The 19,197-nt window shown below is 39.5% G+C and carries 18 protein-coding genes; 2 read left to right on the forward strand and 16 right to left on the reverse strand.

Annotated elements, in window-relative coordinates; translation table 11 throughout:
• Nucleotides 1–701 precede the first annotated feature (701 nt).
• Nucleotides 702–929, forward strand: a complete 228-nt coding sequence (locus P9M13_08405) for a hypothetical protein (protein ID MDP8263309.1) — start codon at nt 702–704, stop codon at nt 927–929.
• Between the two features lie 5 nt (nt 930–934).
• Nucleotides 935–1,213 (forward strand): type II toxin-antitoxin system RelE/ParE family toxin, encoded by a 279-nt coding sequence (locus P9M13_08410; GenBank protein ID MDP8263310.1) that lies wholly within the window; start codon nt 935–937, stop codon nt 1,211–1,213.
• 117 nt (nt 1,214–1,330) lie between these two features.
• On the opposite strand, the gene P9M13_08415 is transcribed toward P9M13_08410, so the two are convergent.
• From P9M13_08415 to P9M13_08490, 16 genes are all read right to left on the reverse strand, one after another.
• Nucleotides 1,331–1,558, reverse strand: a complete 228-nt coding sequence (locus tag P9M13_08415) for a hypothetical protein (protein MDP8263311.1) — start codon at nt 1,556–1,558, stop codon at nt 1,331–1,333.
• The gene (locus P9M13_08420) at nt 1,539–2,093 is read right to left on the reverse strand and encodes a nucleotidyltransferase (GenBank protein ID MDP8263312.1); all 555 of its coding nucleotides are present in this window, start codon (nt 2,091–2,093) and stop codon (nt 1,539–1,541) included. Before P9M13_08420 ends, P9M13_08415 begins: the two co-directional genes overlap by 20 nt.
• 94 nt (nt 2,094–2,187) lie before the next feature.
• On the reverse strand, nt 2,188–3,195 hold the full coding sequence (locus P9M13_08425) for an aspartate-semialdehyde dehydrogenase (protein MDP8263313.1): 1,008 nt from the start codon (nt 3,193–3,195) through the stop codon (nt 2,188–2,190).
• Between the two features lie 108 nt (nt 3,196–3,303).
• Nucleotides 3,304–4,368, reverse strand: coding sequence for a 3-isopropylmalate dehydrogenase (locus P9M13_08430; GenBank protein MDP8263314.1), 1,065 nt, complete (start codon nt 4,366–4,368; stop codon nt 3,304–3,306).
• Nucleotides 4,365–4,859, reverse strand: coding sequence for a 3-isopropylmalate dehydratase small subunit (leuD, locus tag P9M13_08435; protein ID MDP8263315.1), 495 nt, complete (start codon nt 4,857–4,859; stop codon nt 4,365–4,367). Before leuD ends, P9M13_08430 begins: the two co-directional genes overlap by 4 nt.
• A 22-nt stretch (nt 4,860–4,881) precedes the next feature.
• Entirely contained in the window at nt 4,882–6,141 is a 1,260-nt protein-coding gene (leuC, locus tag P9M13_08440; protein MDP8263316.1) for a 3-isopropylmalate dehydratase large subunit, read from the reverse strand.
• A gap of 261 nt (nt 6,142–6,402) precedes the next feature.
• On the reverse strand, nt 6,403–8,628 hold the full coding sequence (gene priA, locus P9M13_08445; protein MDP8263317.1) for a primosomal protein N': 2,226 nt from the start codon (nt 8,626–8,628) through the stop codon (nt 6,403–6,405).
• 36 nt (nt 8,629–8,664) lie between these two features.
• Nucleotides 8,665–9,342 carry a uracil-DNA glycosylase gene (locus tag P9M13_08450; protein MDP8263318.1) on the reverse strand — a complete coding sequence of 226 codons (678 nt, stop codon included), beginning with the start codon at nt 9,340–9,342 and terminating at the stop codon, nt 8,665–8,667.
• A gap of 1 nt (nt 9,343) precedes the next feature.
• Entirely contained in the window at nt 9,344–10,267 is a 924-nt protein-coding gene (locus P9M13_08455; GenBank protein MDP8263319.1) for a GDP-mannose 4,6-dehydratase, read from the reverse strand.
• 32 nt (nt 10,268–10,299) lie between these two features.
• Nucleotides 10,300–11,406, reverse strand: coding sequence for a DegT/DnrJ/EryC1/StrS family aminotransferase (locus P9M13_08460; protein ID MDP8263320.1), 1,107 nt, complete (start codon nt 11,404–11,406; stop codon nt 10,300–10,302).
• A 1-nt stretch (nt 11,407) separates the two neighbouring features.
• A complete protein-coding gene (locus tag P9M13_08465; GenBank protein ID MDP8263321.1) occupies nt 11,408–12,355 on the reverse strand; it encodes an SDR family oxidoreductase in 948 nt (315 codons plus the stop codon).
• 10 nt (nt 12,356–12,365) lie between these two features.
• Nucleotides 12,366–13,664 (reverse strand): nucleotide sugar dehydrogenase, encoded by a 1,299-nt coding sequence (locus P9M13_08470; protein MDP8263322.1) that lies wholly within the window; start codon nt 13,662–13,664, stop codon nt 12,366–12,368.
• Between the two features lie 39 nt (nt 13,665–13,703).
• Nucleotides 13,704–14,993 carry a UDP-glucose/GDP-mannose dehydrogenase family protein gene (locus tag P9M13_08475; protein ID MDP8263323.1) on the reverse strand — a complete coding sequence of 430 codons (1,290 nt, stop codon included), beginning with the start codon at nt 14,991–14,993 and terminating at the stop codon, nt 13,704–13,706.
• A gap of 80 nt (nt 14,994–15,073) precedes the next feature.
• Nucleotides 15,074–17,215, reverse strand: a complete 2,142-nt coding sequence (gene lptD / locus P9M13_08480) for an LPS assembly protein LptD (GenBank protein MDP8263324.1) — start codon at nt 17,213–17,215, stop codon at nt 15,074–15,076.
• Nucleotides 17,216–17,233: 18 nt separating this feature from the next.
• Nucleotides 17,234–17,884 carry a fructose-6-phosphate aldolase gene (fsa, locus tag P9M13_08485; GenBank protein ID MDP8263325.1) on the reverse strand — a complete coding sequence of 217 codons (651 nt, stop codon included), beginning with the start codon at nt 17,882–17,884 and terminating at the stop codon, nt 17,234–17,236.
• Between the two features lie 29 nt (nt 17,885–17,913).
• Nucleotides 17,914–18,882: an ROK family protein gene (locus P9M13_08490; protein MDP8263326.1), complete on the reverse strand. Its 969-nt coding sequence runs from the start codon at nt 18,880–18,882 to the stop codon at nt 17,914–17,916.
• Between the last annotated feature and the right edge of the window lie 315 nt (nt 18,883–19,197).

Genomic DNA, 19,197 nt, shown 5'->3' on the forward strand with positions numbered 1-19,197 from the left:
TAGCTCTACTATGAGTTAGTCCGACTACCAATACGCCTTACCCTCTCCTTGCTTCTTTCAGCTTGTTGACGGCTTCTCCGGAAACGTATTGGTTCTCCCAAGTTCCAGCGTAAACATTTTGATTGCCCACTGTGGATTACTACCCCGACAGGATACTGCACGCTCACCTCTTAACGCATACAGTATTGCTGGTTTCCAGATGTCCCACTCCTTGACCCACTGTAACATTGTATATTTCGGGGCTATCCTACCTTCACTTACGTTACGGTTGACAATCTCCTTCTCTCAGGCTTCGCATAATTCGTTGCCTTACTATGCGCTGAGTTCTGTACCGACCTGCTGGTTAGGCTTTAGTCGGGCTGGTTTTCCAGCTTGCTTACATTAGCTTTCTTGGCGCACGGGACACCATACTAAATTTAGAACTCCATACATCTCATCGCAAGTGTATTTAATGCCCGGTAAGCGCCGTTTCCTTTATATGTTTATAAAGAAACTTATCGATAAGAAATATGATTTCTTAAATAATTGTGTAGCCTAGACTTGATTATATGCTATTTGTTTAGCAGGGCTTAAGCCCTGCACTACATGTTTATTTACTGTATAGGGATTCATAATATGTAAGGCTAAATCATTACACTGCAATATGTAAAAACCTTGCCGTAGTTCATCACTTATGCGACACTAGTATTAGGAGGTAAAATATGGCAACAAAACATCCAAGATTAAATGTTGTATTAGATCCGTCTTTATACGCGGCAGTATTAAAACTTTCAAAAAAAGACGGCGTATCGCTTTCTCTAAAGGCTAGGGATCTGATCAAAGATGCATTGGAATACTGCGAAGATGCCTATTGGACAAATGAAGCTACAGATAGAGAAAAAACATTTAATCGTAAAAATGCTCTAGATCATAACAAGGTTTGGAAGTAATTTATATGGACTATCGATTGCTTTATCATCCTGCTGGCCTGAAAGAAGATCTAACGGTTATCCCATCTGGTATAAAATTAATGATCAAGAATGCTATTGAAATGCGGCTACTCAAGGATCCGATTTCTTTCGGTAAACCTTTACGGCAAAGCTTGAAAGGACATAGAAAGTTTAGAGTCGGAGACTGGCGCGTAATATATCGCATTGAAAAGAAAGACATTTTTATACTTAAAATTGGACACCTAAAAGATGTATACCAAAAAGTAGTCACAATAAAGAGATAACGCGCGGCTAACAGATTATATTTTATTGAATTGGGGAGCAGATATTGTAAGTCTTAGGCCACATTGTTTATTAGGAGGATCTGTTCTGCTGCTGAAAAGTCCTGCACTACATACAATCTATAGTCTCATATTCTGGTCATTTATCTTTTTGAAAAGTTTGGGGGTATGGTTAACGAAAGCATTATATTCATCTAAGAATTCTATAACTTTATCAGTATTCACTTCTCCATTACTAATAAACGGATTATGTCTGTTCTTTTTGACATATGCTGCATCCTCTCTAAAAGTCTTCGAAAAAGCAATATTTCTAAAATCATTCTTTTCTTTATCGCTTAACCTGGCCATATCGCACCTTCAACTGTTCATATTTTTCTTTTAAATCAAATAGCAAGAAATATTCTTCTATCAGCTCCCAGTCTAGTTGTTTATTATAATGTACCATCAAAGATTCAATATCCGAATATTCTTGTACTGCTCTTTCCTCATTATTTATCAAAGCTTGCACCTTTAAACCAATAATATCTTCAGGTATTAATACTTTTATTTTCAATTCTTTGTCAAATATATCTTTTTCAACAGCCCTTCTTAACATTGATACAGAAATATCTCTAAATGCATGTATAAAATCGACCTCACCAAATACCTTAAGTGGCGATGTGTATTGCGACACATTATCAGATTTGTAGGTGCATTCATATCCATTTTCTTTTAATATCGAATCTATTTTAGCCTGATCATCACTCAATACCAAAAAATCCATATCAACAGTTGCTCTGTGCACACCTAAAATACCAAGAGCAAAACCACCCACAAGAGCATATTCAACATGTTCCTTATTGAAACTATTTATAAGTATGTTTAATACAGTTTTGAATTCCATATTTAGCCTTCACTAATAGTATATCATTATATAATGAGAATCAATAAACTTCCTTCAGGATTAATTAGCAATTCGATATGTTGCCTTGATGAGCTTACTCTGAAATGAGAAGTTCTGCTATCTGTACAGCGTTTAATGCGGCACCTTTACGTAAATTGTCTGATACGACCCATAGATTCAGTCCATTGGGAATGGTATCATCTTCTCTTATCCGGCCGACATAGGTGTCGTACTTGCCGGTTGCATCTATCGGGAGCGGATATTTCGTGTTCGCCAGATCATCTATTACCGTTATCCCCGGTGCCTGTGAAAGGATCTCACGAGCTTCAGAAGCGGAAATCTTTTTTTCTGTTTCAACATTCACTGACTCTGCATGTGAAGTGAATACAGGGACTCTGACACACGTTGCAGTAACTTCTACGGTATCATCTCCCAGTATTTTCTTGGTTTCATTGGTCATTTTCATCTCTTCTTTGGTATATCCATTATCAAGAAAGACATCGATATGCGGTAAGAGATTAAACGCTATCTGATAGGGGAATTTTTTTGGAGTTACTTCTTCTCCAGCTAATACTTCTCTTGTTTCATCTTCTAGTGCGCGTACAGCGCTGGTGCCCGCTCCGGATACTGCCTGATAGGTAGATACCACTACTCTTTTGATCTTACCTTTATCATGCAGTGGCTTTAATGCAACTACCATTTGTATCGTTGAACAGTTCGGATTTGCAATAATGCCTTTATGCCACGAAATGTCCTGCGGATTTACTTCGGGGACTACAAGCGGTACCGTTTCATCCATCCTGAACTGGCTGGTATTATCTACACATATCGCGCCTGCTTTTACCGCGTGAGGACAAAATTCTTTGCTTATCGATCCTCCTGCGCTGAAAAGAGCTATGTCTATATCCTTAAAAGAATCCGGTGTAAGTTCTTCTACTGTATATTCTTTGCCGCAACAAGAAAGTTTTTTGCCTTTTGATCGTACAGATGCGAGCAACCGTAATTCTGTAAAAGGAAAATTTCTTTCCTCAAGAATCTTTAACATCTCATTTCCTACTGCACCTGTTGCACCGACTACTGCGACATTTATTCTCTTAGCCATTACTATGGTTCCTTCATTTAGGATTCAGTATATTGTCTTATAGCAAGGCTAAAGCCTTGCGCTACAAAAATTATGACCTATCAAACATTATATGCCGAACTTATATTGTCATTCGCTCACATATTTAGCCACTAAATCACCTACTTCAGTGGTAGAATACCCCATTTTACCTGCTGACATTGACTTAATATCATTTTTAACGGCCTTCATAACCGACGCTTCGATTTTCGCTGCTGCTTCTTTTTCGCCAAGTACTTCAAGCATCATCTGTCCCGCGCAAATCGCTGCTAAAGGATTTATAACGTTCTGACCAGTATATTTTGGTGCTGAGCCGCCTATCGGCTCAAACATCGATACTCCATCAGGATTGATGTTTCCGCCTGCGGCAATACCCATACCGCCCTGTATCATAGCTCCAAGGTCAGTGATTATATCTCCAAACATATTATCGGTCACAATCACGTCAAACCACTCAGGATTTTTTACCATCCACATGCATGTCGCGTCAACGTGCGCATATTCTGTCTTTACATCACTATATTCTTTTGAGAGTTCATTGAATGCTCTCTCCCACAGATCAAAGGCAAATGTAAGAACATTTGTTTTTCCGCATAAAGTCAGTGTCTTTCTCTTGTTTCGTTCTTGCGTATACTTATAGGCATACCGCAAACATCTTTCAACGCCTTTACGGGTATTGATACTTTCCTGTATCGCTACTTCATCAGGTGTGCCTTTACGAAGATATCCTCCGGTCCCTACATACAAACCTTCCGTATTCTCACGGACAACGACAAAATCAATATCGTCCGCTGTTTTGTCTCTAAGCGGTGTCTCAACACCGGGATACAGTTTTACCGGTCGAAGATTGATATACTGATCTAGCGCGAAACGCGCTTTAAGAAGAATTCCTTTTTCAAGTATGCCCGGCTTCACGTCAGGATGCCCTATCGCACCGAGATAGATCGCATCAAACTGCCTGAGATCATCTATTGCGCTATCAGGAAGTGTTTCACCTGTACGCATGTAGCGTTCACCTCCAAAATCAAAATCTGTTGTATCAAGTTTAAAATTAAATTTGTCTTGTGCAACACGTAATACTTTTAATCCTTCTGCTACCACTTCCGGACCTGTTCCATCACCACCCATTACTGCTATCTTATAACTTTTACTCATTCCTTTACTCCTTGCTTTTTTACAAATTCTAATAAACCGCCCGCATTGATCAGCTCCTGCATAAAGTCGGGTATCGGTTGAATTGTATATTTTTCATTTTTTGTTATGTTATTGATCAAACCGCCGGCTATATCGATCTCTAATTCGTTTCCTTCTTCAATTTTTTCCGCCGCTTCTTTAGACTCAAAGATATAGAGTCCCATGTTGAATGAATTTCTATAAAATATACGCGCAAATGATTCTGCGATAACACATGATATCTTTGCGGCTTTAATACATATCGGCGCGTGTTCCCTGCTCGATCCACAGCCAAAATTCTTTCCCGCGACAATGATATCTCCCGGAGCGACCTTTTTCATAAAATCTTTGTCTGCATCTTCCATGCAATGTTTTGCAAGCTCATCAGGATCAATTGTATTCAAATATCGTGCCGGTATTATTTCATCGGTATTAATATCCTTACCAAATTTCCACGCTTTACCCTTCATCATTCACCTTCCCTCAATCATTATATTATACGTTATCAGGATGTGCGATCTTCCCTGCTATCGCGCTCGCTGCGGCTACTGCAGGGTTTGAGAGATATACTTCGCTCTCAGGATCCCCCATTCTCCCAACAAAATTTCTGTTTGTTGTCGCTACTGCGCGCTCACCTTTCGCTAAAACACCCATGTGACCGCCAAGACATGGACCGCATGTCGGCGTGGATACTACCGCACCTGCATTAACAAATATATCAATTAGGCCTTCATGTAACGCATCCATATAAATTGTCTGTGTTGCGGGGATCACTATTGCGCGAAGATACTTTGCAACTTGTTTTCCTTTTAATACCTGTGCCGCTTCCCGCAAATCTGCGAGCTGACCATTAGTACATGAACCGATCACCACCTGATCTATTTTTACATCCCCAACATCACTTATATTTTTCGTATTTTCCGGCAGATGCGGAAACGCGACCTGCGGCTCTATTTTGCTTACATCGTACTCTCGCGTATCACAATATACCGCATCAGGATCACTTGCATATTTTTTATATTGTCTCTTCGCACGATTCTTTACATACTCTTCAGTTATATCATCCGGTACGATAATGCCGTTTTTAGCGCCTGCTTCGATTGCCATGTTACACATCGTTAAACGACCGGTTATCGGTAACGTATCTATTGTGTTTCCTGTAAACTCCATCGATTTATAAAGCGCGCCATCAACACCGATGTCTCCTATGGTATATAAAATAAGGTCTTTTCCCGATACCCACTTATTCAGCTTTCCTGTGTAGACAAATTTGATCGTTTCAGGAACTTTGAACCATGCTTTTCCGGTAATGTATGCGGCCGCAAGATCAGTACTGCCGACGCCCGTAGAAAAAGCGCCTAAGGCCCCATAAGTACAGGTATGGCTGTCTGCTCCTATCACTAAGTCTCCCGGAAGAACTATGCCCTGTTCCGGTAATAGTGCGTGCTCAATTCCCATCTGTCCTAATTCAAAATAATGTGTTATATCATGTTCTTTAGCAAAATCTCTCAGCACTTTACAGTGCTCAGCAGATTTAATGTCTTTGTTCGGGCTAAAATGATCAGGTACAAGCGCGATCTTATCTTTATTGAATACTTCTTTTGCCCCGCATTTTTTAAAGTTGTCTATTGCTATAGGGGCTGTTATGTCATTTCCTAAAGCAATATCAACATTCGCATAGATTATCTCGCCCGGAGTAACCGCATCTTTACCGCAATGTGCGGCAAGTATTTTCTGTGTAATTGTAAGTCCCATAATTTAAACCTTTTATATTGAAATATTAATGAAAACAATAAAACGGAACGTTTAGGGGTTGTGAAATAATAATATCCACACAATTTGGAGACTCATCTTTGGCCGTCTGCTTCGTTGCTCCTCCTTAACGTACCGCAGAGGGTACGCCAGCGTCGTCACGCCTTGCATACGACTCAAATCTAAGCCTCCAAATTAGGGACATTATTATTTCACAACCCCTTAGTATAGCAAAAACAGAATATTTGTCAAAAAAAATGATTATTACATCAAAACCTGTGGATCAACGTCAACATGACATTTAACATCATAAGGAATCTTTATCCGTTTTAACGCTACAGTCAAAGCATTAGTCACTGATCTTATCTGTGCGGTTTTAATAATAATTTGCCATCTGTAATCTTTTTTTGCGCGATGTATTGGTGCGGGTACCGGTGTCATAATAGTGTATTTTCCCTGAGCTATCTTCTGGATAACTTTTTCCAGAGCAAACGCTGTTTCTTTCACTCTCAGATCTTTTGTTCCCGCAATAATAATACTTATAAAATGTGAGTACGGTGGATAGCCGAGTTGTTTTCTAAAGTCTAATTCCTGATCATAAAACGATCTATAGTCATGTGTTTTGGCTGCGCTTATTGCATACTGCCGTGGAAGAAAAGTCTGTATGACGACTTCTCCTTCTTTCTGACTGCGTCCTGAACGGCCTGCTACTTGTGTAAGAAGCTGAAACGTCATCTCACTGGCTCTGAAATCAGGAAAATTGAGCGATACATCAGCATTGATAACACCGACAAGGGTGACACGCGGAAAATCGAGGCCTTTAGCGATCATTTGTGTTCCGATCAATATATCAATATCGCCGGTTTTATAGCTATCAAGAATGTTTTGATGTGAGCCTCTCAGTTTAGTTGTGTCGGCATCCATGCGGGCAATACGCGCTTTGGGAAATATCTTTGCAATCGTCATCTCAACTTTTTGTGTCCCATACCCGGCATGTCTCAATGCCTTCTTGCACGAAGGACATGTTTTAAGAATTTCTTTTTGCGTTCCACATAAATGACACAGTAATCGTTTACCATACTCGTGATATGTCATGGATATACTGCAATTATCACATTTAACGACATGGCCGCAACTGTCGCATATAGCACAGGTTGAATGCCCCCTTCTATTTAAAAAGAGTATTATTTGTTCCTTGTTTTTAAGGCATGCATCAATTTTCTGCAACATAACGGATGAAAACATCACACCGCCGTGCGCACGATCACACTCCTGCTTCATATCGATAATGCGTACTCGCGGAAGCTTTTGGTTATCGACACGTGTTGGCAGCTCAAGAAGCTGATATTTTCCGCGCTGGGTGTTATAGTACGACTCTAAAGAGGGCGTTGCCGAACCCAAAACAACAACGGCATTTGACACCTTTGCCCTCATTACCGCAACGTCACGGGCATGATACCGAGGATTGTTTTCTTGTTTAAATGATTTATCGTGCTCTTCATCAACAATAATAACGCCAAGATCCTTTACCGGCGCAAATATGCTTGATCTCGCACCTATAACGATACGCGCACTTCCGGAGGATATCCTTTTCCACTCTCTATTTCGCTCGGCAGGTGTCAGGCGGCTGTGTAAAACAGCTATCGTATCACCAAAACGCTCCGCAAATCGTTCCACGGTCTGGGGAGTAAGTGAAATCTCCGGGACAAGGACTAGCGCTCCTTTACCGCTTTTTTGCGCGTGCGCAATTGCACGAATATAGACTTCTGTTTTACCGCTACCCGTCACACCGTGAAGTAAAAAAGGTTTAAATAGAGCTGTATCAATAGTTTCTTTAATGGTGTGTAAAACACTTTCCTGCTCATTAGTAAGTGTAATTGCAGTGTGACCACGATAAGACTCACATGAAAAATCTCCATCAACCGGAACATCAACTTTCGTAATCTCGACATATCCTTTTTGTACAATTGACTTGAGCGTCCCTACTGTCGCATTACATGTGCTCAATAACTCTTTCAGTTTAAGGGGTATACCTTCTTTCATAAGTATTGAGAGAATCTCGTATTGTTTCGGTGAACGCTTTTTCAGTTTTTGCAGGTTTTCTTTAGAAATTTTTTCTTTGAGCAAAGCGTACTCTACCCTATCATCTTTTTCCTTGATCTTTCTTACTGATGAAGGGAGCGCTGATCTTACAACTGCGCCCAGAGAAGTATAATAATAATCTGCGATCCACTTTAAGAGAGTGAGTAGCTGTTCATCAAAAATTGGCTCTTTATCAACAACCGCACTTATTTCTTTTATCTCAATAGTCCCCTCGATATCAGAATGTGATGATGTCTCACAGACATAGCCTAGTGCCATGCGTTTACCAAACGGAACACGCACTCTCATGCCATTTTTTATCTGGGGGTATAATTCTTCAGGAATTCTATAATCGAACAATCGATCAAGATAACTATCTAAAACAATTGTGGCATATTTCTTACGCATATATAGATATGGACACTACGGTAGTTTTGTTCGGAACTATTCCAGAATATCTATGATCTTCTGAACATCTTCCCAAACTTTTCTTTTTTCACTCGGATTTCTTAATAAATATGCAGGATGGTATGTCGGCATTAATTTAATGCCATGATAATCATGAAACGCACCACGCAAGGCGCCAATAGTAAGATCTGTTTTGAGTAATGTTTTTGTCGCATGTGTCCCTAAAGCACATATTGCTTTAGGCTTAATAATCTCTAATTGTGCGAGCAAATGCGGTTCACACATCTTTATTTCATCCGGAAGCGGAGCTCTGTTATTCGGCGGTCGGCATTTTAACACATTGCATATATATACTTCTTCACGCTTATAGCCCATAGCCTCAATAATCTTTGTGAGCAATTTCCCTGCCCTGCCGACAAATGGACGGCCCTGCAGATCCTCGTCTTTTCCCGGTGCTTCACCGACAAATACAAGACGCGCGCGCGGATCACCTTCACCAAACACAAATTGTGTTCGGGTAGAACATAGTTCACATTTTTTACAGTTTTTTATCTTGTTTCTGAAATCTTCCAGCGTGCCGGTAGATTTTTTTGCTTTAGTACTCGTATTTTTTTTCATATAATTGTATTCACTGCGATCAGCTTTATGTTCGTCTACTAAATAATTCTTCAAATCATCGATAACGGAATGCGCATTGTCTTTACGTATTTCCATATTACTTAGCCCTATTTTTAAACCATTGGACGGTTTCTTTTAGTCCTGTTTCAATATCATACTTTTGTTTCCAGCCAAGGGTCTTCGTTATTTTTGCGCTATCGATCACGCTTCGTTTCTGTTCACCGTCTTTTGCGGGACCGTGGGTAATAACACCCTTAAATTCTGTTTCTTCTTTTAACATATTCCACAGCGCATTAATATCTGTTTCTTTTCCTGTTCCTACATTAAAAATATCTGACCCCTCGAATGACAGAGCCGCACTGTTTGCATTAACAACGTCTCCAACGAAAGTAAAATCCCTTGTTTGAGTACCATCACCATTAATAACCGGAACAATATCGCTGAGAATTTTATCAATAAATATTGCCACGACACCCGCTTCACCATGAGACTCCTGTCGAGGACCATATATATTGGCATATCTCAAAATTACATAATCCAGTCCATACACATGTTTATAGTAAAAGAGATACTTTTCAAAAGACAGCTTTGCAATACCATAGGGTGAAAGCGGATTAAGCTGGTGTGTTTCCGGAGCAGGAAACACTGTTTGTTCACCATATATAGCCCCGCCCGTAGATGAGAATATGATCTTTTTTACCTCGGCATCTTTTGCCGCTTCACAAATATTAATTGAGCCAAGGATATTGACTTCTGCGTCAAATATTGGTGATGCAACAGATTTTCTTAGGTCAATCTGAGCGGCTTGATGGTAAATCACCTCTATTTTCTCATTTCTAATAATATCCTTTATTTTTTCGTCCCGTATATCAATTTCATAAAAAATAGCATCAGGATGTATATTCTCTTTTTTTCCTGTTAAAAAATTATCAAAAACGACGACCCGATGTCCGTCTTGTATAAATCGTTCGGCTATGTGTGAGCCGATAAATCCGGCACCACCAGTAACTAATATATTCATTCGTTTTCCTCGTTTCGGTGTGCATTATTAATTTATGTCACACATTCTTTGATCTTAGTTGCAACATATTCTATATCGCTTTCAGATAACTCAGGAGTTATGGGAAGTGCAAGAACCTCATGTGCCGCATTCTCCGAATGAGGTAAATCCCCTTCTTTGTATCCAAGATATTTAAAACACTCCTGCAAAGACAATGGCAACGGATAGTACACTCCCGTTGAAACACCAAGTGATGTAAGTTTTTCTCGTACAAGATCCCTATTCGATTTCACCCGTATAACATATTGGTTATAAACAGGTGATACATTATCTATAGCGAACGGAATTGCTACCGGAGTATCACCTAGCAGTGAGTTATACCTCGCGGCATGAGCGCATCGTTTATCTGTCCAATCCGGTAATAGTTTCAATTTTACCTTTAATATTGCGGCCTGTATTTCATCAAGTCGGCTATTAATGCCAATATGCGGATGATAGTATTGCGGTTTTGCTCCGTGATCTCGTAAAACAATTAAACGCTCGGCAATGGCTTCATCTTTAGTGGTCATTATCCCGCCGTCACCACAACAGCCAAGATTCTTTGTCGGGAAAAAACTAAACGCACCTATATCACCCAAAGAGCCCACGGTTTTTCCTTTATAGCGTGCTCCTACCGCCTGAGCCGCGTCCTCAATCACAACTAAATTATATTTTTTTGAGATCTCACCTATCGGGTCCATATCCGCCGGCTGTCCAAAAAGATGCACTACAATTATACCTTTTGTTTTATCGGTAATTTTTTCCTCTATTTTTGCAGGATCAATATTGTAGGTAGCAGGATCAATATCCACAAATACCGGTCGGGCACCCAATCTTGTTATACAGCTGGCCGTTGAAAAAAACGTAAACGGCGTCGTAATAATCTCATCACCTTCTTTGATATCATATGCCATCAGCGCAAGCAAGAGCGCATCCGAGCCGGATGCGCACCCGACTGCTTTTTCAGATCCGACATATGATGAAAATTCCTGTTCAAATGAACGAACATTGTCTCCTAAAACATATTTTCCACTTGCAAGTACTGCTGTTACTTCATTAATTAATTCATCTTTACTTGCTTGAAATTGTGCTTGCAGATCGATAAATGGAATTTTTCGCATACTATTCATTTCCCTTATATTCTTTGTACCACAAGGCTGTTTTCTCTAAGCCGTCTTTTAAACTAACCTGTGGGGTATATCCCACATATTCCCGCGCACGAGAAATATCTGCCTGAGAATGTTTTACGTCTCCAGGAGCTGATTCTGTATGCTCCGGAGATAGTTCCGTATTAAGTATTTCATTAAGATACTCAACTAATGTATTCAATGTATAACGAGCACCACAGGCAATATTCATAATACGCCCCGCGCCATTCTGTAATTTTGTCGCGGCTAATATATTTGCATGAACAACATTATCTATAAAAGTAAAATCTCTCGATTGCTCCCCATCACCATATATAACAGGTCTCTCGCCCCTAAGCATACCGGTAATAAACTTTGGAATTACCGCGGCATATTGAGACTGCGGATTCTGATGCGGGCCAAAAACGTTAAAATATCGTAATGATATCGCATTAATATTATATAAAGAGGCAAACACCCGCACATAGTACTCACCGGTAAGCTTGCTTACTGCATAAGGGCTCAGCGGCTGAGGGTTCATGTCCTCGTTCTTTGGCAATTGTTTCGTATTCCCGTACACCGAAGATGATGAGGCGTACACAAAGCTTTTTATCTTCGCATCGCGTACAGCAGTTAGAAGTGTCAATGTTCCAGTGACGTTCGCTTCATTTGACCGGATAGGATCTTCTACAGATCGTGCAACTGAAGGAATTGCGGCTTGATGGAGAACATAGTCTACATCTTTCAAAAGCTTCTTGAGTAAATCCAGGTTAGTAATACTGCCTTCAACAAATTCTATCTGGTCTAAATACGGGGTAATATTAGCAATGTTTCCGGTAGATAAATCATCTATGACCGTTACCTTCTCACCGCGAGATACTAGCTCCTTTACAATATTTGATCCAATGAATCCTGCACCGCCTGTTACTAAATACCTACTCATATGCTCCGCTCTATAGTTTAGTAATATTTTTTCTGTTCTTATATTTTTTCAAAACGTCTCGTGTATCATAGATAAGCTTTGAGTTATCTACAATGAACTTATAATCAAAAGTAGAATGATTTGTAATAATAATGACACAATCTGTTTTCTGCAGAACCTTTTTTGAAAGTTTAACGGATTTCATCGCAGTCTCATCAATTTTTAACTGTGGGACATACGGATCGTGATACGTTATTTTAGCACCCATTTGCTTTAAAACGCCAATAACATCAATCGCCGGTGATTCCCTCACATCGGTAACATCCTTTTTATATGCGACACCAAGTATTAATATGTGTGAGCCATTAAGGCATTTTTTATGTGTGTTTAATATCTTTGCTGTTCTATTCACCACATAGCGCGGCATAGCGCCATTTACCCGTGCGGCAAGATGGATAAACCTCGTCTCAAAACCATGCAGCCTTGCTTTCCAGGAAAGATACAGCGGATCTATTGGCAGACAATGACCGCCTAATCCCGGTCCGGGATAAAAAGGTATATACCCAAACGGTTTTGTCGCAGCGGCATCGATGACTTCCCATACATTAATATCCATTCTGTTACACATCAGCGCTATTTCATTGACCAGTCCAATATTAACGCTTCTAAATGTGTTTTCGAGCAGTTTTACCATTTCAGCGACACGTGCGGACGATACAGGCACAACGATTTCCATAATCTGTGAATAGAGCATTGACGCTAATTCTGTACTCTTCTTTGATACACCGCCGATTACTTTTGGAATCGTTCGTGTCGTATACTCTTTATTGCCCGGATCAATTCTTTCAGGAGAAAACGCGATAAAATAATCTTTATCGAGTACTCGATTATTTCTTTCCATTATCGGCATTATGACTTCGTCGCTTGTCCCCGGATAAGTCGTACTTTCAAGTATTACCAATTTTGGCTGTTTTGTATATTTCGCAATATTTTCAGCTGCGGCAACAATATGCGATATATCCGGATCTTGAGTTTTTCTCAGCGGTGTCGGCACACAAATAATAACAACATCACTTTTTAAAAGAACTGAAAAATCTGTCGTAGGACAAAACCGCCCGATTTGTATCATTTCTTTTACGTCATGATCTGTAATATCTTTAATATATGTTTTACCTTTATTAAGTTTATCGACTTTACTTTTACTTAAATCAATACCGTGAACAATAAAATCGTTCTTTGCGCATTCTATTGCAAGCGGAAGCCCGACATATCCAAGCCCAATAACCGCAATATGTGCTTTCTTATTTATTATTTTTTCTTTTAAACTCATGTTCCCGCCTTTTTAGCTCACAGAGCACAATTCGTTTGGTTATCTACCAATACTCTTATAGACGAAGCCTTTTGCTTCCATTTCAGATTTCTGAAATATGTTTCTACCGTCAATAACAATAGGACTAGCCATCTGTTTACATATTTTGTCTAGATCTAATTCCTTAAACTCATCCCATTCAGTAAGAATTAATAATGCATCAGCGTTTTTCGCGACTTCGTAGGGATTTTTACAGTAGGTGATATTTTTAATTATTTGTTTCGCATTTTGTGTCGCTTGAGGATCATAGGCTTTAATCTTTGCCCCTTCAGCTTTTAAGGTTTCAATAATATCTATGGAGGGAGCGCTTCTCATATCATCGGTATTAGGCTTAAATGCTAGACCTAAGACTCCGACTGTTTTATCTTTCAGCACCCACAAGGTATCCTCTACCTTTTTGATAAAAGATTTACGTTGATCCATATTTACATCTTCTACGGTTTTTAATATTTTGAAGTCGTATCCCAATTTATCTGATATCCCGATAAATGCGGCAACATCTTTAGGAAAACACGATCCTCCGTACCCGATACCCGCGTTGAGGAAGCTTTTGCCAATTCTTTTATCAAGACCCATACCGTGAGTTACTTCTTCAACATCAGCACCTGCGAGCTCGCATATATGTGCAAGTGAATTCGAGAATGATATTTTGAGTGCAAGAAAAGAATTTGACGCGTGTTTAATGATCTCAGCGCTATTGATATCTGTTTCAACAAATTTAGATTTTATAGGTGCATATATCTCTCTTAAGATCTTTGCAGACCTTTTATTCGAAACACCGATAACTATGCGATCAGGGTAAAGCGTATCATCAATAGCAGATCCTTCCCGTAAAAATTCCGGATTAGAAGCGACATCAAAATCGACCTTATGCTTATTGTACCGTTTTATTGTTTCGGCTACTTTTTCTCCGGTATGAACCGGAACCGTACTTTTATCGACAATAAGCCGATACCCGTCCATTGCGAGCGCAATCTCTTTTGACACGGTCGCAACAAAACTCAAATCAGCGGTACCATCCTGTCTCGGCGGCGTATTAACAGCCACAAATATTGACTGAGCAAACTTCACAGCCTGAGGAATACTCGTTGAAAAGTGTAATTTTTTATTTTTAATGCTCTTTGTAATTAATGGTTCAAGTCCCGGCTCATATATCGGTGATTTACCAGCTTTAAGCATAGCGATTTTCTCTTTATTGTTATCTACAAGCATTACATCATGTCCCAACTCAGCAAAACACACTCCAGTAACCAAACCAACATATCCCGCTCCGATAATACTAATTTCCATTCTTAGCTCCTTTAATATTGATGTATTCACACATCTTGTATTTTTTTCTTAAAGCTTACAACTTATAGCTTATAGCTTAATTAATTCCCGATTTTAATTGGCACTTCCGGATATGCTTTCAATCTAAACACAATAAATGCCGTCAAATCATCCCTCATAGGCCTTTGTCTAAAAGTGAAAGCAACTTGCCAGCAATGTAAATCACGAAATATTGTATATTCCTGTTGTTCCAGTTTTCCCAGACCAAAATCATAGCGATAAAATAGTTTCAGAACCCAATTCGAATTAATTCTGTATATGAGCTCCGTCGCAACCATATTGTTTAGATCATCAGGATTAATATCTTCATCGTTTTCAAATATTTCAGGATTGTCATATGTTGTTACATACCGATGCCGAAACGATATATTCCAGTTATCTCCATACAACACCTGAACATCGGTGTCTACGGTATCAAAGGTATGCGTGTACGGATTATGTGAAATACGCGAATCGAGCGCGATCCATTCAAGTGGTCGCAACTTAAGATAGTAATAGATATCAGAAAAATGACGGTTATTGTATTCATCGACGCCGTCGCGGTGTACTGCCGGAGCATCCATGCTTGGGTGGTAATAAGAATAAATTTCAAAGTCTACAAGAGGAATTGTTTTTCCTTCACGTCTTGTCTGCAGAATATTACGAAATCCAAACCGAAACTGATTGAGCTTATCAAGCGAATCAATCGTGTCAAACTGCAATATCTCCTGAATCTCTTTCCCCGTTCTATGGCTATAATTGTACCCCACACGCGTTTCGATGACATGTCTCAACTGATTGATCTCCCAAAACTCACTTTTAAAATCTGGATATGTTTTATGGATCTTAGTGAGTGCCGATACACCAGTATTAAAAAATGCTCTCGTAAAATTACTACTGTCAACGCCATTCGTATAAAATGTCGGCCTAACACCAACATACGGTTCAAGGTTCAAAAAATGTAAAAACTTGAACGGATATGATATTGTATGTGTTGAATCAAAACGAGCAGAATCATAACTATTGGCATTAATGGGAACATACTTCAAGTATGAAAAATTATTTTCTGTTGAATAATAAAATCCCGAATTCCATAGCCGTTGTTTTGTAAGAATAAAACGCAGTTCAGGTAACCGCTCAAGTTCGGTAAATATATCATCCATACGTTTACGAGCAAACAAGGTCAGTGAATAGTTCTGTCCGGATTTCGTAATATCTACATAATTTTCAGGTTGTATTTCTCGTTCAAACTCATCTCTAAAGAAATCATTTATTATATCAGGATCACTTTGCAGTCGTAACTGCCCTACTGCTCGTGTATCAGGAGTAATTTGAAAGGCATGATTCAATCCTACGCGATACCGTGGACGAGTGTCTTCGTAGCGCACATCCGTCGGATTGTAATCTTGATCATAAATGACGTAGGATTTCAGATCTCCCGAATTTTCAAGACCAACAGGTATGCGGTAGTTTGTATCAACACCAAAACCATATCCCCTTTTCGTATAGTAATCATTATGAATCGTACCGGTAAGATATGGATCTATCCAAAAGTTTATTCCCGTCAAAACAAATCCACCAAACCGTTTATTATAACCGGGAACAACACTAAAGCGCTCTCTTTCGTCCCGTAACGATCTGTTGTAAAACGGCAGCCACAAGATAGGGATATTCCCTATCTTAACAACCACATCTCGCGCGATAATCCTGTCGCCGGGATATATGAATATTTTTTTAGCACAAATCTTGAAGTGGGGTATTTCGTAATCACATGTCGTTATATACCCGTTAGATATCTGAACCTCATCGCTACCTGTTTTCTTTATCGTCTCACCTTTACCATACCACGGGTCGGTAAACCCATGAGCATGTATGAAATCTCCCGTCATGGTACGATAATTGAAGTGAACTTTCTCTCCTGTAAATGCGTTCCCCTGATAATAAAACACCACATTGCCATCAGCATATATATCTTGAGTCTCTATATGCACGATAACTCTTTCGGCTTTTAAAGACATCCCTTTATATGCGATAGAAACATTACCCTCACCTTTAACAACTTTTCTTTCCTGCACATAGGTGATCTTATCAGCGGTATAATCTATAGGCACTTTTGGCTCGGCACAGGCCAGATCAAACTGACATGTCCCACAAACAGCAAACAAAACACTAAGAAAATATATAACTTTATGTAACAGTTTCACGGTAACCCTTATATTCAGTTACGTTTTTTTTATGTGTTCGTTCCAATCCGAAAGAAATTTTTCAATACCTCGGTCTGTAAGCGGATGACGAAACATCATATCCAATACCTTATATGGTATTGTTGCAATATCAGCTCCGGCAAGAGCGGCTTCAACAGCATGTATGGGACTACGTACACTTGCCACTATAATTTCGGTATTAAAATCATAATTATTGTATATTTGGCGGATCTCAGTTATTAAATCCATACCCACGGATGAAATATCATCGATTCTTCCAACAAAAGGGCTCACATAACTTGCACCGGCCTTAGCAACAAGAAGTGCTTGAGAACTCGAAAAGCATAGTGTTACATTCACATGGATACCTTCATCCTCTAATATATGTGTTGCTTTAAGCCCATCAGGGGTTGTCGGGATTTTTATAACTACATTCTTATGTATTTTCGATAACACACGCGCTTCTTTAACCATTTCATCTGCCTTAAGACTAATAACTTCAGCACTAATAGGGCCATCAACAATAGAAACAATTTCCTTTATAACTGACTCAAACTCTTTTCCCTCTTTAGCTATAAGTGACGGATTTGTTGTCACACCATCGACAATCCCTATATCATTCATTTTCCTTATTTCATCTACATTTGCTGTATCAAGAAATATTTTCATGGTACGGATCTCCTCACTTTTTCATTTTATTAAAGTACATTCTCTTCGACCATAGGTAGTGTCGCAGCACCTATAATACCGGCATTATACCCAAGCTTTGCCTGTACAATACGCGCTTTATCCACAGATATTTTAAAAGCCCTCTTTCTAATCGTTTTGCGCATTTCACTAAACATAACATCTCCGGCTTTCGCGATACCGCCCCCAATAACAATCATATCGGGATTGAGAAAATTGATAATGCCCGCAAAAACTATCCCGAGACATTCCCCGACCCTTTTCCATACATCTATTGCAAATTTATCACCTTTTAGTGCCGCGGCACTGATAATTTCCGGCGTTATCTTTTTTAAGTCCCCACGAGCTAATTTCATAATGCTTGTTTCAGCACCACTTTCAATACCGCCAATAGCGTGGGCTATTATCCTTTGGTTGCCTACAAATACCTCCAGGCATCCATGGTTCCCGCAGTTGCACTTCGGTCCTTTTTCATTAAGCGTAATGTGCCCTATTTCACCTGCCGCTAAAGAACTGCCCCGGTAGAGCTTTCCATCAATAATAATGCCCCCGCCAACACCTGTTCCCAGCGTAATGCAAACAACGTTTTTCCCGCCTTTTGCAGCACCATAATAAAGCTCACCGACAGCCATCATGTTAACATCATTATCAACATACGCCTTCAACTTGGTGCGCTTTTCTAGTTCTTTTTTGAGATAAACATTCTTCCATCCAGAAATGTTTGTGAGATTATAGATTATCCCGTTAATACTGTCAACAATTCCTGGTACCCCTACCCCAATTCCGCATATATCGTCACTGTCTATTTTTGCACTACGTATTAATTTCTCAGTTTCAAGGACAATTTTGTCTATGAGCGGTTTTGGTCCTTTGTACCCTTTTGTAGGGAATTTTTTATCCCCTATTACTTTTCCGTTCTTATTTACTAACCCGATTTTTAAATTTGTTCCCCCGAGATCGATTCCTATAGCATATTTCATTTATAACCTCTTTTCTAAATTCCAATAATCAAATACCAATTTCCAAATAATACTCAAATCACAATAATACGAACAACATACCCTCAATCCTAAAAAAACCCCAATGAACAAAAATAGTATACGCTTATCGATTCACGATACACGATTCACGAACCACGAATCATGGCTTTCATCCTACTTCATTAAGCGTTCTTACACGCAACGGCACCCCGAGCTCATCTGATGCAATGTGCCTACATTTTTCGACATCTATTCCAGGCTGATCAACCACCGTTATCACTACGCTGGGTATCACTTCTTTGCATGCAAGAACAA

This window comes from Candidatus Ancaeobacter aquaticus (genome assembly GCA_030765405.1).
GTDB classification, from domain to species: domain Bacteria; phylum Auribacterota; class Ancaeobacteria; order Ancaeobacterales; family Ancaeobacteraceae; genus Ancaeobacter; species Ancaeobacter aquaticus.

Coding starts and splice junctions, on each gene's coding strand:
- priA (MDP8263317.1), bottom strand. CDS start 8,628: ATGCGTAAGAAATATGCCACAATTGTTTTAGATAGTTATCTTGATCGA.
- P9M13_08450 (MDP8263318.1), bottom strand. CDS start 9,342: ATGGAAATACGTAAAGACAATGCGCATTCCGTTATCGATGATTTGAAG.
- P9M13_08460 (MDP8263320.1), bottom strand. CDS start 11,406: ATGCGAAAAATTCCATTTATCGATCTGCAAGCACAATTTCAAGCAAGT.
- P9M13_08430 (MDP8263314.1), bottom strand. CDS start 4,368: ATGAGTAAAAGTTATAAGATAGCAGTAATGGGTGGTGATGGAACAGGT.
- leuD (MDP8263315.1), bottom strand. CDS start 4,859: ATGATGAAGGGTAAAGCGTGGAAATTTGGTAAGGATATTAATACCGAT.
- P9M13_08405 (MDP8263309.1), top strand. CDS start 702: ATGGCAACAAAACATCCAAGATTAAATGTTGTATTAGATCCGTCTTTA.
- P9M13_08420 (MDP8263312.1), bottom strand. CDS start 2,093: ATGGAATTCAAAACTGTATTAAACATACTTATAAATAGTTTCAATAAG.
- P9M13_08425 (MDP8263313.1), bottom strand. CDS start 3,195: ATGGCTAAGAGAATAAATGTCGCAGTAGTCGGTGCAACAGGTGCAGTA.
- P9M13_08465 (MDP8263321.1), bottom strand. CDS start 12,355: ATGAGTAGGTATTTAGTAACAGGCGGTGCAGGATTCATTGGATCAAAT.
- P9M13_08410 (MDP8263310.1), top strand. CDS start 935: ATGGACTATCGATTGCTTTATCATCCTGCTGGCCTGAAAGAAGATCTA.
- P9M13_08455 (MDP8263319.1), bottom strand. CDS start 10,267: ATGAATATATTAGTTACTGGTGGTGCCGGATTTATCGGCTCACACATA.
- fsa (MDP8263325.1), bottom strand. CDS start 17,884: ATGAAAATATTTCTTGATACAGCAAATGTAGATGAAATAAGGAAAATG.
- leuC (MDP8263316.1), bottom strand. CDS start 6,141: ATGGGACTTACAATTACACAGAAAATACTTGCCGCACATTGCGGTAAA.
- P9M13_08470 (MDP8263322.1), bottom strand. CDS start 13,664: ATGAGTTTAAAAGAAAAAATAATAAATAAGAAAGCACATATTGCGGTT.
- P9M13_08415 (MDP8263311.1), bottom strand. CDS start 1,558: ATGGCCAGGTTAAGCGATAAAGAAAAGAATGATTTTAGAAATATTGCT.
- P9M13_08475 (MDP8263323.1), bottom strand. CDS start 14,993: ATGGAAATTAGTATTATCGGAGCGGGATATGTTGGTTTGGTTACTGGA.
- P9M13_08490 (MDP8263326.1), bottom strand. CDS start 18,882: ATGAAATATGCTATAGGAATCGATCTCGGGGGAACAAATTTAAAAATC.